At 62.1% G+C, this 14,960-nt stretch carries 13 protein-coding genes; 9 read left to right on the top strand and 4 right to left on the bottom strand.

Annotated elements, in window-relative coordinates; translation table 11 throughout:
• Positions 1 to 91 precede the first annotated feature (91 nt).
• Genes AACO21_RS08180 through gluQRS form a run of 3 tightly spaced genes read left to right on the top strand, consistent with a single transcriptional unit; the run spans position 92 to position 3,686 of the window.
• Entirely contained in the window at positions 92 to 889 is a 798-nt protein-coding gene (locus tag AACO21_RS08180; RefSeq protein WP_346192023.1) for a PhnD/SsuA/transferrin family substrate-binding protein, read from the top strand.
• Entirely contained in the window at positions 886 to 2,778 is a 1,893-nt protein-coding gene (locus tag AACO21_RS08175) for an ATP-binding protein (RefSeq protein ID WP_346192022.1), read from the top strand. The genes AACO21_RS08180 and AACO21_RS08175 overlap by 4 nt, the downstream gene beginning before the upstream one ends.
• Positions 2,778 to 3,686 carry a tRNA glutamyl-Q(34) synthetase GluQRS gene (gluQRS, locus tag AACO21_RS08170; RefSeq protein ID WP_346192021.1) on the top strand — a complete coding sequence of 303 codons (909 nt, stop codon included), beginning with the start codon at positions 2,778 to 2,780 and terminating at the stop codon, positions 3,684 to 3,686. Before AACO21_RS08175 ends, gluQRS begins: the two co-directional genes overlap by 1 nt.
• Here the strand turns inward: gluQRS and clsB are convergent.
• The 3 genes from clsB to nadA are packed head-to-tail and all read right to left on the bottom strand — an operon-like array spanning position 3,664 to position 6,722.
• A complete protein-coding gene (clsB, locus tag AACO21_RS08165; RefSeq protein ID WP_346192020.1) occupies positions 3,664 to 4,872 on the bottom strand; it encodes a cardiolipin synthase ClsB in 1,209 nt (402 codons plus the stop codon). The genes gluQRS and clsB overlap by 23 nt on opposite strands.
• Positions 4,862 to 5,614: an endonuclease/exonuclease/phosphatase family protein gene (locus AACO21_RS08160; RefSeq protein WP_346192019.1), complete on the bottom strand. Its 753-nt coding sequence runs from the start codon at positions 5,612 to 5,614 to the stop codon at positions 4,862 to 4,864. Before AACO21_RS08160 ends, clsB begins: the two co-directional genes overlap by 11 nt.
• Positions 5,615 to 5,621: 7 nt before the next feature.
• On the bottom strand, positions 5,622 to 6,722 hold the full coding sequence (nadA, locus tag AACO21_RS08155) for a quinolinate synthase NadA (protein ID WP_346192018.1): 1,101 nt from the start codon (positions 6,720 to 6,722) through the stop codon (positions 5,622 to 5,624).
• A gap of 53 nt (positions 6,723 to 6,775) precedes the next feature.
• Here nadA and AACO21_RS08150 point away from each other — a divergent pair, with 53 nt between their 5' ends.
• From AACO21_RS08150 to AACO21_RS08140, 3 genes are read left to right on the top strand one after another with little or no spacing between them, the layout of a single operon-like run.
• The gene (locus AACO21_RS08150; protein WP_346192017.1) at positions 6,776 to 9,886 is read left to right on the top strand and encodes a CHAT domain-containing protein; all 3,111 of its coding nucleotides are present in this window, start codon (positions 6,776 to 6,778) and stop codon (positions 9,884 to 9,886) included.
• Positions 9,887 to 9,901: 15 nt separating this feature from the next.
• Positions 9,902 to 10,339, top strand: coding sequence for a hypothetical protein (locus AACO21_RS08145; protein WP_346192016.1), 438 nt, complete (start codon positions 9,902 to 9,904; stop codon positions 10,337 to 10,339).
• 3 nt (positions 10,340 to 10,342) lie between these two features.
• Complete coding sequence (locus AACO21_RS08140) at positions 10,343 to 11,113, top strand: hypothetical protein (protein WP_346192015.1); 771 nt, start codon at positions 10,343 to 10,345, stop codon at positions 11,111 to 11,113.
• On the opposite strand, the gene AACO21_RS08135 is transcribed toward AACO21_RS08140, so the two are convergent.
• Positions 11,110 to 11,562: a rhodanese-like domain-containing protein gene (locus AACO21_RS08135; RefSeq protein ID WP_346192014.1), complete on the bottom strand. Its 453-nt coding sequence runs from the start codon at positions 11,560 to 11,562 to the stop codon at positions 11,110 to 11,112. The genes AACO21_RS08140 and AACO21_RS08135 overlap by 4 nt on opposite strands.
• Before the next feature lie 48 nt (positions 11,563 to 11,610).
• Between AACO21_RS08135 and AACO21_RS08130 the strand changes: the two genes are divergently transcribed.
• The 3 genes from AACO21_RS08130 (at position 11,611) to AACO21_RS08120 (ending at position 14,957) form a co-directional block, all read left to right on the top strand.
• The gene (locus AACO21_RS08130) at positions 11,611 to 12,774 is read left to right on the top strand and encodes a cation diffusion facilitator family transporter (protein ID WP_346192013.1); all 1,164 of its coding nucleotides are present in this window, start codon (positions 11,611 to 11,613) and stop codon (positions 12,772 to 12,774) included.
• 199 nt (positions 12,775 to 12,973) lie between these two features.
• Positions 12,974 to 14,389, top strand: coding sequence for a type I glutamate--ammonia ligase (gene glnA, locus AACO21_RS08125; RefSeq protein WP_346192012.1), 1,416 nt, complete (start codon positions 12,974 to 12,976; stop codon positions 14,387 to 14,389).
• Between the two features lie 136 nt (positions 14,390 to 14,525).
• Positions 14,526 to 14,957 carry a DUF4124 domain-containing protein gene (locus AACO21_RS08120; RefSeq protein WP_346192111.1) on the top strand — a complete coding sequence of 144 codons (432 nt, stop codon included), beginning with the start codon at positions 14,526 to 14,528 and terminating at the stop codon, positions 14,955 to 14,957.
• Positions 14,958 to 14,960: the final 3 nt, after the last annotated feature.

The following is a 14,960-nucleotide window of genomic DNA, read 5'->3' as shown; positions in this document are numbered from 1 at the left end:
GTTGCTTCTGGCGATTTACATTAGGAAACGGAATGCATAGTAGGGGCCGCTTGTGACAGGGTATCGGATGTGGGGCTGGATATTGGCCGGGATGCTGTATGCCCTGCCGGGTTGGGCGGTCACTACCCTGATTTTTGCCACCTATCCATCCGAGCGTCCGAGCGAAGAGTTGGTCAAACTGGAGCCGATTCGCGGGGCGATTGAAACGGCTTTGAATGCCAACGGGGAGTCTTATCGTGTCGTGATGCGCATCTTTACGACCTATGATGAGGCGATTGAGGCCGTGAGTAGCGGTTCGGTGGATTTCGCCCGATTGGGACCGGTGAGTTATGTGCGTGCGCGCCTGCGCAACAACGGGCTGCAGTTGATGGTGAAGGAAAGCCAGGGTGATTCGGGCTTCCTGAAAGGCTATATTTTTGTGCCGGAGGATTCTCCCGTGCAGAAACTCGAGGATTTGCGCGGGCGGCGTGTGGCGTTTGGTGAGCCCGGGTCGACCACCGGCGCCTATTTGGCGCAGGCTGCCATGCTGGATGCGGGGGGGCGTGGGAAGGATCTGGCCTCTTACAACTTTCTGGGGCGCCATGACAAAGTGGTCTATGCCGTGGGGGCGGGGGCTTACGATGCCGGCGCGGCCAATGAAGTGACTTACCGGAAGTATGGCCCTGGCAAAAATCTCCGCGAAATTCATACGTTACTGTCTCCCGCGCATGCCTGGGTCGCCCGTAAAGCCTTGCCCGTCAAGCATGTGTCTGCATTGCGTCAGGTCTTGCTCGGTTTGCGGACAGAGGATCTGGCCCGTTTGAGCCGCGATCGCTTTTTGCCCGCTAGCGATGCGGATTACGATGCTTTGCGTAAAGCCATGCGTAAGGCCGAGCGTTTTGCTGAATGATGCGTTGGCGCGCTAATCTTTCAACAAAGATCCTGACCGGGACGGCCGTCACGCTCATTGCCACCATTCTGATGTCGGGTTTTTATCTGGTTGGGCTGCAACGGGCCTCCCTGGAAATGGCCTTCGATCGGCAGAGCCGTACCATCGCCCAGACCATTGCGGTGTTCAGTATTGAAGGGCTGCTCACCATGGATTACCCCGTGCTGGAGCACGCGCTTGGGGTAGCCGGGCGGGCGGATGACACGATCGAATATATCGAGGTCATGCATCGCGGCGTCACGGCGGCAACCTATGGGCGCCCGGATGCGAAAGGTCGGGCCTTCTCTGAAGAGATTCGGGCCCACGACGGCTCGAACGGCAAGTTGGGTGACGTTTACATTGTGTTCTCGACGCGTGAGCACGATCTGTTCATCGACGATAGCCTCTATAAAATCGCCTGGGCGACTTTGCTGGTGTTTTCTGCGTTTGGCGTTGCCTTGGTCTGGTTGCTCCGGCGGACGGTGATCCGGCCGATTCAATCCTTGACCCAGGTCACCGATAAAGCCATCGCCGAAGAGTTGCCTGCCTTGCTTGCGCAACAGTCGGCCTGGGAGGGGGATGATGAGATTCAGACCCTGGGCGCTCGATTCCGTGCCCTGCTTCAGGGCTTGCGCCAACGTGAGGCGGCGCGCCATGCAGCGGAGTATGCCTTGCGTGAGCACAAGAAAAATCTTGAGCGGACTGTCGAGCAGCGCACGCACGCCATGCGCCTTGCACAGCAGGAGGCCAACCGACTGAATCAGGCAAAAAGCGTTTTCCTGGCTGCCGCCAGTCATGACTTGCGGCAGCCCATTCAGGCAATCAGCTTGTTCCAGAGCGCGCTCGAATCCACGCCACTGACCGAGGAGCAGCAGCAGTTGAGCCGCAATATCGGGGTGGCGGTGGCCTCGCTCAACGATATCCTCGGCACCTTGCTCGATATTTCCAAACTCGATTCCGGCGCCATCAAGGCTGTGCCGCGTTGTTTGCCTGTAGAAAGCCTGATTGAGCGGATTGACCAGATGTTTGGTGAGCTGGCGCGGCAGCGCGGCCTGCGTTTCAAACTCTGGTTCCCGATGAGTGGACTGGCCTTGCAGACGGATCCGGGGTTGTTGTTCGTCCTCTTGCGGAACTTGTTGGATAACGCCCTCAAATACACGCGTCAGGGCGGCGTATTGCTGAGCGTGCGTCGGCGGGGCGGCCGGGCATTGATTCAGGTCTGGGACACCGGCATCGGTATTTCGCCGAGCGATCTGCAGGCGATTTTCGATGAGTATGTTCAGGTGGCCAATCCGGAGCGGGACAAGAACAAGGGGCTCGGCCTCGGCTTGTCGATTGTGCGTCGGATTGCCAGCCTGATCGGGACGGATGTGCGCTGCCATTCCGTGCCAGGGCGGGGTTCGGTGTTCGAACTATCGATTCCCTTGTGCCCGCCGGATGGTTTGCAGGGAAATATGGCTTGCCCGCTCCCTGCCGCCGTCGCCGCGACGGTGACCGGGCCGCGTAAGGTGGTGCTGGTCGAGGATGATGCCTTGGTGGCCGCTGCTCTTTCCCGCGCCCTCGAAGGGGCCGGGATGCTGGTGACGCGTTTCATTTCCGGTGATGCCGCATTGGCGAGTCCGGCGGTCGACGTTGCAGATTACCTGATTTCCGATCTGTGGCTGCCGGGCGAGACGGGCGGCGTGGAACTGGTCTCCCGGTTGCTGCAGCGTCCGCGGCGGCCGATGCGCATTTTCATGATCACGGGCGATCCGATGGCCTCCCTGCCGCTTGCGCTGCAACAGCAAGGCGTCAGCCTGCTGTTGAAACCGGTTGATCTGACGACCTTGCTGCAGGCTCTGGATGTGACGCGTGCGCGGACTGTCGTGTGATGTCTGACTATCGGGGCCGGTTTGCGCCGTCGCCGACGGGGCCATTGCATTTTGGCTCGCTGGTGGCTGCGGTTGGCAGCTATCTTGATGCCCGCACCCAAGGCGGTGCGTGGTTTGTCCGGATTGAAGATGTCGATACCCCGCGTACGGTGCCCGGCGCTGCAGATGACATACTTCGCACCCTGGCGGCATTCGGATTCGCCTGGGATGGGGAGATTGTGTGGCAAAGCCGTCGTGGGGATGCCTACGCGGACATCCTGAATCGTCTGCTGGAGCACGGGCAGGCCTATGGCTGTGCGTGTTCGCGTAAGGAAATTGCCGATTCCGCACGGTCGACCGCCGCCGATGGCGGCCTGCGTTATCCCGGTACCTGCCGCGTGGGCGTACCGCCCGGCCGTGAGGCGCGTGCCATGCGCTTGCGTGTGGATGATCGGGCCATTGCGATGACGGATCGCATTCAAGGGCCCCTGGTTCAGCATCTGGAGCGGGATGTCGGCGATTTTGTGCTGCGCCGTGCCGATGGCCTGTGGGCCTATCAGTTGGCCGTGGTGGTGGACGATCACGCCCAGGGCATTACCGATGTCGTTCGGGGGGCGGACCTGCTTGATTCGACGCCGCGCCAGATCTGGCTCTATACCCAACTCGGCTGGCCTGTGCCGCGCTATGCGCATTTGCCCGTCGTCGCCAATGCCGCGGGTGAAAAGCTCTCCAAGCAGACCTTGGCACCGGCGCTGGCGCTGGAGGCACGCAGTTCGGAATTGGTGCGTGCTTTGCGTTTCCTCGGGCTGGCAGTGCCGGAGGAGCTGGTCGGTGCGGGGCTGGACGATTTGTGGGCGTGGGCTCTGGCGCATTGGAACGTGAATCACATTCCACGCGTTCGTGCGATCAGCGATCCTCGCTGGGGGTAATGCCCGGCGTTTCTTCATCGGCCTGCCAGTGCTTGGGGCCGTAGCCGGTCAGACCGACCAGCAGGCGGACCAGCGCATAACTCAGCCAGCGGACAAAGCGGCTGGAGAGCCCCTGTCGGGCGAATTGTGCCGGCAGCATGCGTTGCGCTCCGGATGCCATCTCGTTTTCAAGACTGCTGCGGAGTGTTTCGGCGAAGCTCGGGTCATCGATGACCAGATTGGCCTCCTTGGCCAGAAGCAGGCTGAAGGGATCGATGTTGGAGGAGCCCACCGTGGCCCAGTGCCCATCGATGACAGCCACTTTCGCGTGCATGAAGCTTTTTTCGTACTCGTAAACCTCGATGCCGGCGTCGAGGGCGGCCTCATACAGTGCCTGCGTGGCGTAGCGCAGGAGCGGGTGATCGGTCTTGCCCTGGAGCAGGATGCGCACCCTCACGCCACGCCGGACGGCGGCCAGGAGGGCGCGGGCAAAGCGCAGGCCGGGCAGGAAATACGCGTTGGCGATCAGGATGTCGCTGCGTGCCGCCTGGATGGCTGCGAGATAGGCGTTCAGGATGTCGTGACGATGCCGGATGTTGTCCCGGATCAGGAATGCGGCGCGCTGTTCGCCGGAAATGGGGCAAAACAATCGGTTGACCGTCGCCGGACGAAAACGACGCTTGAGACTGGCCCAAGTGACGATTTCCCACATGCGCAGCGCCGCCGCATGGACCCGCGCCACCACGGGCCCCTCGACGCGCACGGCGTAGTCATAGCGGGGACACATGGCCGGGGGCGCATTGTAGTCATCCACGATGTTGATGCCGCCCACGTAGGCGATGCGGCCGTCGATCACGGCCAGCTTTCGATGCAGTCTGCGCAGCCGATGCCGCCGCAGGCGGAAGGTGCCGATTTCCGGGCGGTAGCGCATGGTCTCGACTCCGGCAGCCTTCAAAAGGGGCAGAAAATCGGTGTCGAAATCACGCGCGCCAAAACCGTCGACCGTCAGCCTTACCCGCACGCCGCGTGCGGCGGCCCGGCACAGCGCGGCGCTGACGGCGTGGCCGATGCGGTCATTGGCGTAGATGTAGCTCTCGAGAAAAATTTCACACTCGGCAGCATCCAGATCACGAAGCAGGGCTGGGAAATAGTCGGCACCGGAATTCAGGAGTTCGATCCGGTTGCCCGGCAGGAACTCAGCGTGCATGGTGGCTCAAGCGGGCCGAGAGGGCGGCGTGGTCCGAAATGGCGGACCAGGGCAGACCGTGGTGGATGGCGGTATCGACGACCCGGAGGCCGCGAATGTAGATGCGGTCGAGCCGGAACATCGGCATGGCCGCCGGAAAGCTGCGTACCGGCAGGCCCTGACGCCCGGTAAAAGCCTCTTCTAGCCCGAGGCGGGCTGCCAGATGGTCGCCGGCATGGTTGCGCCAGTCGTTGAAATCGCCGGCAATGATCAGCGGCGCATCACCGGCCTCCTGCTCCAGGTAATCGGCGAGGGCATGCATCTGGCGGCGGCGGGAGTGACCAAAGAGCGAGAGATGGACGCAGACGCAATGGGCTGCAGGTCCTTCAGGCAAGGCAATCCGGCAATGCAGCAGGCCGCGCTTTTCAAAACGCAGGTGCGTCACATCCTGATTGTGCGCGTGCAGGATGGGGAAACGGGAGAGAATGGCGTTGCCGTGGTGGCCATGGTCATAGACCATATTCCGCCCGTAGGCGGATTCCCAGATGTCCTCTGCCAGAAACTCGTGCTGCGGTCGACCAGGCCAGTCGGCGTGTTTTTCGGCATGGCCGAGATGCAAGCCCTGAACCTCCTGCAGGAAGAGGATGTCCGGGTTTAGTTCCCGCAGGCGCTCACGCAGGGTGTGCACCATCATGCGCCGATTGAATTGCGAGAAGCCCTTGTGGATGTTGTAGGTGGCAACGTGCAGCAAGGGCTGAGTCATGCTGGCCTCAGGAAATCGCCAGCATCCGGTCCAGCGCCAGCTTGGCCAGCTTGGCCTCGTGCTCTGGCACCTTGATCTGATTCACGACCTTGCCTTCGGCCAGGTTTTCCAGCGTCCAGGCAAGATGCTGCGGGTCGATGCGCTGCATCGTCGAGCACATGCAGATGGTCGTGGCCATGAATTGCACGATCTTGTTTTGCGGCAACACTTCCTTGGCCAGGCGGTCGACCAGGTTGAGTTCGGTCCCGACCAGCCAGCGTGTGCCTTCCGGTGCTTCCTTGATGGTCTTCACGATGTGCTCGGTCGAGCCGACGTAGTCCGATGCGGCGCACACCTCGAAGTTGCACTCGGGATGGGCGATGACCTTGCCGTCCGGATACTTGGCGCGGAATGCGTCGATATGCGACTTCTGGAACATCTGGTGGACCGAGCAATGGCCCTTCCAGAGCAGGATGCGCGCCTTCTTGATCTGTTCCGGCGTCAGGCCGCCCATTTCCAGATCCGGGTCCCAGACGACCATTTCATCCATCGGGAAGCCCATCTGGTGGCCAGTCCAGCGGCCGAGGTGCTGGTCCGGGAAAAAGAGGACCTTGGGCCGTTGATCGAAGGCCCATTTGGCGATGGTGCCGGCGTTCGAGGAGGTGCACACGATGCCGCCGTGCTCGCCGCAGAAGGCTTTCAGGTCGGCGGCGGAGTTGATGTAGGTGACCGGGGTGACTTCGCGCTCGACGTCCAGCACTTCGCCCAGTTCGCGCCAGCAGCGTTCCACCTTGGCCAGGTTCGCCATGTCGGCCATCGAGCAGCCGGCAGCCAGGTCGGGCAGGATGGCGATCTGGTTGGGAGCAGTCATGATGTCCGCGACTTCGGCCATGAAATGCACGCCACAGAAAATCACGTATTCCGAGTCGGTCTGTGAGGCCAGCCGGGAAAGTTTCAGTGAATCGCCCGTCAGATCGGCATGCTGGTAAATGTCGGCACGCTGATAGTGATGGCACAGAATGACGGCCTTCTTGCCGAGTTTGGCGCGGGCGGCGCGGATGCGCTCCTGGCAGGCTTCATCGGAGAGGGTGTTGTACGGCGCGAAAACGAGAGGCTGTGTGGCTTGCATGGCTGACGTCAGGGGATTTAATCTTCCGGCATGGCCGGGACGGAGACGATCGAATGACCAAGCGCGGATTCTACCATCGCTGCCTGACCGGCATGTTAATGCTCGGTCTGGCAACACACACCTTGGCGGCAGATGAGGCAGATGCCTTGGCCTTGAAGCTGCCGCCCCGTTCCATCAATGACATCACCCGGATGTTGCAGGATCACCGGCAGCACGAGGACCTGGTCGGTCGCTTGCGCAGCGTGGCGGATGCGGCGCCTCCTGAGACCGAGGATCGGCGCGCCTTGTTCAATTTTTACTGGCGCCGGGGGCAGGCTGCGGGTGAATTGTCGCGCGTGCCGCAGCAGGTTGCCGATTTGCGCAAGGCCGTAGAACTGGGCCAGCGCGGTTCGGCTGAATATGCGCGCTCCTTGCGCGATCTGGCCCAGGCAGAACGCCTGGGGGGCAATTTCCTGCTGGCCAAACAATATGTCGAAGCCTCCATCCGGGAAATTCCGCAGAGCAGCTCCGGCCAATTGACGGGGGCCTACACCCAGTTGATCTCGATTTCATCCCAAGTCGGTGATTTCGAGACGGCTCAGTCGGCCTTGCGGTCGCTGGAGGCGGTGATGGTGATCCTGCGTAGTCGCAGGGCCTGGGAAAGTTACGGTCACAACTGGCTTTTCAACTACGAAAAATCCCGAGGCGACATGTTTGCCATGGCGGGGAAGCATGTTGAGGCGGAGGCCGCCTATCGACGTGCCCTGCGCGAATCCGAACTGGGCGATCCCGAGCTCGAAGCCTTGCGCAAGGCGGGTCAGGAGGCGCCCACGCGTGAAACCGTGCGTCAGGGCGTTGAGGGCGTCGAACGTAGCATCGCGATGGCGTTGCTGGGGCAGGGCAAGCCCGTGGAGGCCGAAGCCATGGCCCGGCGTGCGCTTGAACATACCCTGAAACGTGCCGGGCGCGCCTCGCCCGATGTGACGCGGGGCTTGCGCGTGCTCTCGATCGCCCTGGCTGAACAGGGGCGCTATGCCGAGTCAGCCAAGATTGCCGAGGCCGCCATGCAGTCAGTCCGGGAAAGCGGTGCGGCGCCGGATTCCGGGGCGGCGATATCCGCATCGCGCGCGGTGATTGCAGCGCAGGTGGCAATGGGCAACGATGCGCAGGCACTGGCCAGCTACGATGCCATGCTGAAAGCGATGGCCGGGAATCCCGACTTGCAGGCGCAGTTGCAGAAAGGGGACCTCGATGTCGTTCAGGCCCTGATCCGCAGTGCGCGTACCGACGAAGCCATGAAGATGGCCGGCGACATGCTGGCGCGTTCGCGTCAGCAATATGGCGACCAAGCCCTGCGCACGGCAGAGATCCGCGCCTTCATGGCCATGGCGGAAGCCGATGCCGGCAAGCTGGCGGATGCGCTGACTGGTTTCAGAAGCGCGGTGCCGCGCCTGATCGAGCGCGTGCACAACGATATCGAGGCAGAGGCCGGCGGCATGCGCCGGCAGCAGCGCCTGGTGCTGTTGATCGAGCGCTATCTGCGCCTGTTGGCTGAAATGCAGGACAAGCGCTTGTTGCAGGCCGATGTGGCAAATGAAGCCTTTATCCTGGCGGATGAGGCAAGAGGCAGTTCGGTGCAGCGGGCCCTGACGCGCAGTGCGGCGCGGGCGGCGATCCGTGATCCCAAGCTGGCCGATCTGGCGCGGGAGGAGCAGGATGCGCAGCGCCGGGCAAATGCGCTCAACGATCTGCTGACCCAGTTGCTGGCAGCCTCGCCGGACCAGCAACTGCCGGTCATTCAGGCCAAGATTCGGGCCGATATTGATGCGTTGCGTGAAAAGCGGGAGCGTCTGAAGCGGGAAATCAGCACGCAATTCCCCGATTACGCGCGCCTGGTGGATCCGCCTGCGGTGAGTATCGAGCAGGTGCAAAAAATGCTGAAGCCCGGCGAGGTGCTGGTGTCCTGGTATTTCGGGGGGCGGGGGGCACAGGTCTGGGCCATTGCGGCGGACGGGCGCAGTCGCTTTGCCGCCTTGCCCACCGACCGTGCTGTCATTGCAAAAGATGTGGCGGGGTTGCGGCGAGCGCTGAATCCGGATGTCCCGACGGTCGACCAGATTCCCGCCTTCGATTTGGCGACGGCGCATCGTCTTTATCAAACCTTGCTGGCGCCGGTGGGCGATGTCCTTGAGGGCGCTAAGGTCATGCTGGCGGTGCCGCATGCCGAGTTGGGCCAATTGCCCCTGGCCTTGCTGGTCACGCAAGCGCAATCCGCCCTGCCCGCCTCACCTGTCCTCTTTGCCGGATATCGCCAGGTGCCGTGGTTGATGCGCCAGTTTGCCGTGGCGCAGTTGCCCTCGGTGACGGCCCTCGCCAGCTTGCGGCGCCTGCCGCCGGGTGACGCAGCCCGCTTGCCCTTCATCGGGTTTGGCGATCCGTATTTCAGTGAGGAGCAGGCTGCACAAGGGGAACGTAAAGCCGCAGCCCTGGCCATGCGCGGGGTGCCCTTGCGCCTGCGCAGCGTGCCGAAAACCCAGGCGGTCGACTCGGCGGAATTGGCGCTTTTGCCCCGTTTGCCGGATACAGCGGAGGAAATCAAGGATATCGCCCTGGCCTTGGGGGCCGAGCCGTCGCGGGATGTGTTCCTGCATGCCGCGGCCAACGAGAAAACGGTGTTCGAAGCCAACCTTGCCAATCGTCGCGTCATCATGTTTGCAACGCATGGCCTGGTGCCGGGGGAACTGGATGGCCTATCCCAGCCTGCGCTGGCCTTGAGTGCGCCCAAGGTGGCGGGGAATGAAGGCGATGGCCTGCTGACCCAGGAGGAAATCCTCTCCCTCAAACTTAATGCGGATTGGGTGGTCTTGTCTGCCTGCAATACCGCGGCGGGGGAGGGCGCGGGCAGCGAAGCGGTCTCCGGTCTGGGGCGCGCCTTCTTCTATGCGGGGGCGCGGGCGCTGCTGGTCTCGAACTGGCCGGTGGAAACCGAAGCCTCACGCAAGCTGATGACCGACCTCTTCCGTCGGCAATCGGGCGATGCCGCCTTGGGCAAGGCCGAGGCCTTGCAGGCGGCGATGCGTGGCATGATGGAAAGCGGGGTGAAGCTCGACGGCAAATCGGGCAAGCCGCTTTTCAGCTATGCTCATCCTTTATTCTGGGCACCTTTTGTGCTGGTGGGCGATTGATTGGGAGAGGGTGAAATGAAACGAATCTTGCTGTCGTGTGGGGTGGCCTTGGCGTGTGTCGCGGGCCCGGCCTGGTCATTTACCTTGATCAAGAGTGACGAGGCCAAACTGCCGCCGGCCAGCGGCGTTCTGGCGACGCGGGGAATTTCCCGCGGTCCGGCGGTCAAAGTGGTGTCACCAGATCTCTCCGGGCCGCTGACCTCTCCGTTCAACCTGAAGCTGGCTTTTGAGGCCCGTGGCGGGGCCAAGATCGATACGGCGGCGGTGAAGGTGACGTACCTGAAATCAACCCCGGTCGACCTGCTGCCGCGAGTGAAAAACGGCCTGTCTGAACAGGGCTTGGTGTTGGAGGGCGCAGAAACACCGCCGGGTGAGCATGCAATCCAGATCAGTGTGCAGGACAGCGAGGGCCGGGTGACCAATACGGTTCTGCAACTGACCGTGACCAAATAAGCAATGCACTGTCCCTATTGCGTTTCGGAGATTCCGGACGAGGCACTGGTGTGTTCGGTGTGTCGGCGCGATCTGTTTGTCATCAAACCCTTGCTGGAGAAGATCGCGCAGCTGGAGGCCGAGTTGGCGACCCGTCCGCCGGCAGCGGCTGTTGATCAGGGGGCATTGCCGGAGACCGACGCTGTGGCGCAATCCGCCACGCCGGAGATGGCTCAGCCCTCGCCGACTGCGGATTGGCGGCTGGCTTTGGCCGCCTGGCTGCTGCCGTTGGCGGGTTTGTTGTTGGCGCACTGGCTGATCGTGTTTGTGTACGACACCAAGCTGATTTTTCTGCGCGTGCTTGCCTTGTTATTGCCCTTGCCGTTCGGGTTTCTCTTCTGCCGTCAGGTCGGTACCCGCATGGGCTGGGCCAGTGCGGCCGCCATCGTGATGGCAGTGGCCGCGGTATTTGGCATGAGCGCCGTGACCGGCTGGCTGGATCAGGTGCCGGTGATGCCGCAGAACATGGTCGAGGTGCGGGAGTTCATCGAATTTGCAGTGAGCATTGCCTTCAGCTTCATTACCGGCGCCTGGGCAGCCCACTGGTTGCAGCGTCGGGCCGCATTGAAGGCAGAACAGCAGGCGCAAGCCAAGCTGGCGCGCGGGGCGACGGTCAACGGTCAGAAAGTGGCCGATTCCCTGAGCCGTCTGAACGATGTCGGCAGTGCGGTGGTCGGCGTGGCAACCACCGCGATTTCGATCTATACCGGCCTGAAGGACTTCCTGGGTAACTAGCCCTGAATCCAGGGTAGCCCGGCTTTGCGCCAGCCACCGATATTGCCGCGGTGGCCATGCGCATCCTTGTCGCCTTCAAACCCTTCCAGGATGTTGCAGGCATTGGTGAAGCCGGCTTCTGCCGCGGCGCTTGCCGCACCGACTGAACGCACGCCGCTGCGGCACAAAAAGAGGACGAGGCATTCCGGATCCACCTGGCGTTTCAGTTCTGCCAGGAAATTCGGGTTGCGCACACTGCCCGGATATTGATTCCATTCGATTTCGATGGCGCCCGGTACACGTCCGACCCAGTCCCATTCGGCACGGGTACGAACATCAACCAGCTTTGCGCCGGGGGCGTGCTGGAGCAATGCATAGGCTTCCGCAGGCGTGACATCGCCGCTGTAAGGATGCCCCTGTGTTTCCGCGCGTTGGCGGGCAAGGGCAAGGAGTTCGCTTAACTGTCCCATAATGTTCGGCTGCTAAAATCGTTGGCTCCAAGTATAGGACAAGCAACGATGACAGCGCGCGAGCAGGACGGATTTTCCGGAAATCAGGCAGGGGCGGCGCGGGCCGCCGAGGCGCAGCGGGCCACCTGGGTCAGCGTTTGGGTCAATCTGGTGATGACCGCGGCGCAGTTGCTTGTCGGCTGGCTGGCCCACTCCCAGTCCTTGATTGCCCATGGCCTGCATTCCTTTTCCGATCTGCTGTCCGATTTTCTGGTCATCTACGCCAGTCGGCAAAGCGCGCACCCGGCCGATGCGGCGCACCCCTATGGGCATGCCCGCATGGAAACGGCAGCGACCTTGATTCTGGGGAGTTCACTGATGCTGATCGGGGGCGGCATCCTGTGGGAATCCGGGCTGCGCATCCAGGATAGCGCCGTGCAACCGGCCGTCGAATGGTCGGCATTCTGGGTGGCGGTGGCGACCGTGGTCGCGAAGGAAGGCTTGTATCGCTATCTGATTGCGGTCGGGGAGCGCATGCGTTCCCAGTTGCTGATTGCCAACGCCTTGCACACGCGGGCCGATGCCGCTTCGGCGCTGGTGGTGGTGGTCGGGATTGCCGGCGCCCTGCTGGGCTGGGGCTTCCTGGATTTGCTGGCGGCCGCCGTGATGGGCTTCATGATCCTGCGGATGGGCGGAGAGCTGGCCTGGGGGGCCTTGCAGGAATTGATCGATACCGGTCTGGATGCCACGCAGGTGGCCGCAATCGAAGCCACCCTGATTGCGTGCGACGGGGTGATTGGCGTGCATGCCCTGCGCACGCGGCGCATGGCGCATCAGGCACTGGTCGATGTGCATGTGCAGGTGGATCCCAGGATCAGTGTCTCCGAGGGGCATCGTGTGGCCGAGGCGGCCCGGCGTCGCGTACTGGATGCCCATGCTGCGGTCTTGGATGTCCTGATTCATATCGATCCGGATGACGATGCCGAAGGGGCGCGTCTTGCCGTGGATCTCCCCGCCCGTACGGCGTTGTTGGCGCGCGTGGCGCCGGCCTTGCTGGCCAGCCCGCTGCTGGCGCGTATCGACCTCCATTATCTGAGCGAGGGGATCGAGGTGGAGCTTCATCTCGGCCAACTGCCGGGGCCGGAAACGGCGGCGACGGTCGACGCCTTGCGCGCGGCATTTTTGGCGCAGCCCGGGGTGTCGAATGTGCGGGTGCTGGTCGTTGCGCACTAAAAAGGTGCGTTTGTGTGTACTTACGCCCCTGTTTGGTGCGCTAAAAACTTATTGCAATCAGACTTCGCCTGCTTAGGTCATTGTGGCAAAATGGAAAGGTTGCGCTTCTTGAGGTGGCATGTTTTCTGCTAGCTTGGGTGGCCGATTATTGATTCGTGCCGGCAATCCGGCATCTTGTTTTAGTTAGGAGACTGCGCTTATGGCAACCCCGCAAGACGTGATGAACATGGTCAAGGAAAACGACGCCAAGTTCGTCGATTTCCGTTTCACCGATACCCGTGGCAAAGAACAGCACGTCACCGTGCCGGTCTCCCACTTCGACGAAGACAAGTTCGAAAGCGGTCACGCTTTTGACGGTTCCTCCATCGCCGGCTGGAAGGGCATTCAAGCTTCCGACATGCTGCTGATGCCGGATCCCGCCACTGCCTACATCGACCCGTTCTTCGACGAAACCACCGTCGTCCTGACCTGTGACGTCGTCGATCCGACCGACGGCCGTGGTTACGACCGCGACCCGCGCTCCATCGCCAAGCGCGCTGAAGCCTACCTGAAGTCCTCCGGCCTGGGCGACACCGCCTTCTTCGGTCCGGAACCGGAATTCTTCATTTTCGACGGCGTTGAATGGTCCGTCGATATGTCCGGCTGCAACCTGAAGATTCACTCCTCCGAAGCCTCCTGGGGCGCTGGTGAGAAGAACGAAGGCAATGGCGCCACCGGTCACCGTCCGGCCGTCAAGGGCGGCTACTTCCCGGTTCCGCCGGTCGACAGCCTGCACGACATCCGTTCCGCCATGGTCCTGACTCTGGAAGCCCTGGGCGTGCCGGTTGAAGTGCACCACCACGAAGTGGCCAACGCCGGCCAGTGCGAAATCGGTACCAAGTTCAGCACCCTGGTTCAGCGCGCTGACTGGACCCAGATCCAGAAGTACGTGACCCACAACGTGGCACACCAGTACGGCAAGACCGTGACCTTCATGCCGAAGCCGATCGTTGGCGACAACGGTTCGGGCATGCACGTTCACCAGTCCGTCTGGAAGGATGGCAAGAACCTGTTCGCAGGCGACGGCTATGCCGGTCTGTCCGAATTCGCGATCTACTACATCGGCGGCATCATCAAGCACGCCAAGGCCCTGAACGCGATCACTAACCCGGGTACCAACTCCTACAAGCGTCTGGTCCCGCACTACGAAGCCCCGGTCAAGCTGGCTTACTCCGCCAAGAACCGTTCTGCTTCCATCCGTATCCCGTTCGTTGCTTCGACCAAGGGTCGTCGCGTCGAGGCGCGCTTCCCGGATCCGCTGTCCAACCCGTACCTGTGCTTCTCCGCCCTGCTGATGGCCGGTCTGGACGGTGTTCAGAACAAGATCCACCCGGGCGATCCGGCTTCCAAGAACCTGTACGATCTGCCGCCGGAAGAAGACGCACAGATCCCGACCGTCTGCGCCTCTCTGGAAGAAGCGCTGGCTGCTCTGGACGCTGACCGCGAATTCCTGACCAAGGGTGGCGTCTTCTCCAACGACTGGATCGATGCTTACATCGCCCTGAAGATGGAAGAAGTGAACAAGGTTCGCATGACGACCCACCCGGTCGAATTCGACCTGTACTACAGCCTGTAATCTCCGGCTGAGCCAGAAAAGGGCGGGTTTCCCCGCCCTTTTTTTGTTTACCCCGAGCGGGTGAAATCGTTAAGATTCATGATCTGTGAATAGTCTGTTGCCCATGCCAATGCGCCCGGTTTTACCTTTGTTGCTCGTGTTCTTCAGCGCCACCCTTTCCGCCCAAACCATCTACAGTTGCACCGATGCGGCCGGGGGGAAGGTCTATACGACCTCGCGCGACTTCACGAATTGCAAGCCGGTTTCGAAGAGCAATGATGCCGGAGGGAGTAGCGCCGCTTCTACGCCAGGCACCCGCCCCAAGGCCGCGGCCACACCGACGCCCTCGGATTTTCCGAGGGTTAACGAAGGGGCGCAGAAAGCCCGCGATAACGACCGCCGCCATATCCTGGAGCAGGAGCTGGCCACCGAGCGCCGTCAGCTGGAGCAGGCGCGGCGCGATCTGGCTGAGCAGGAGGCAGTGCGCCCGGCGCCGCCGGCCGAACGGCTGTTGCCTTACCGGGATCGCATCGGGCAGCACGAGCGCAACTTGCAGGCCATCCAGAAGGAACTGTCCGGCCTGCGTTGAGCT

The organism is Dechloromonas sp. ZS-1 (genome assembly GCF_039649255.1).
Classification (GTDB): Bacteria; Pseudomonadota; Gammaproteobacteria; order Burkholderiales; family Rhodocyclaceae; genus Azonexus.
This window is presented reverse-complemented; position numbering and strand designations above follow the sequence as displayed.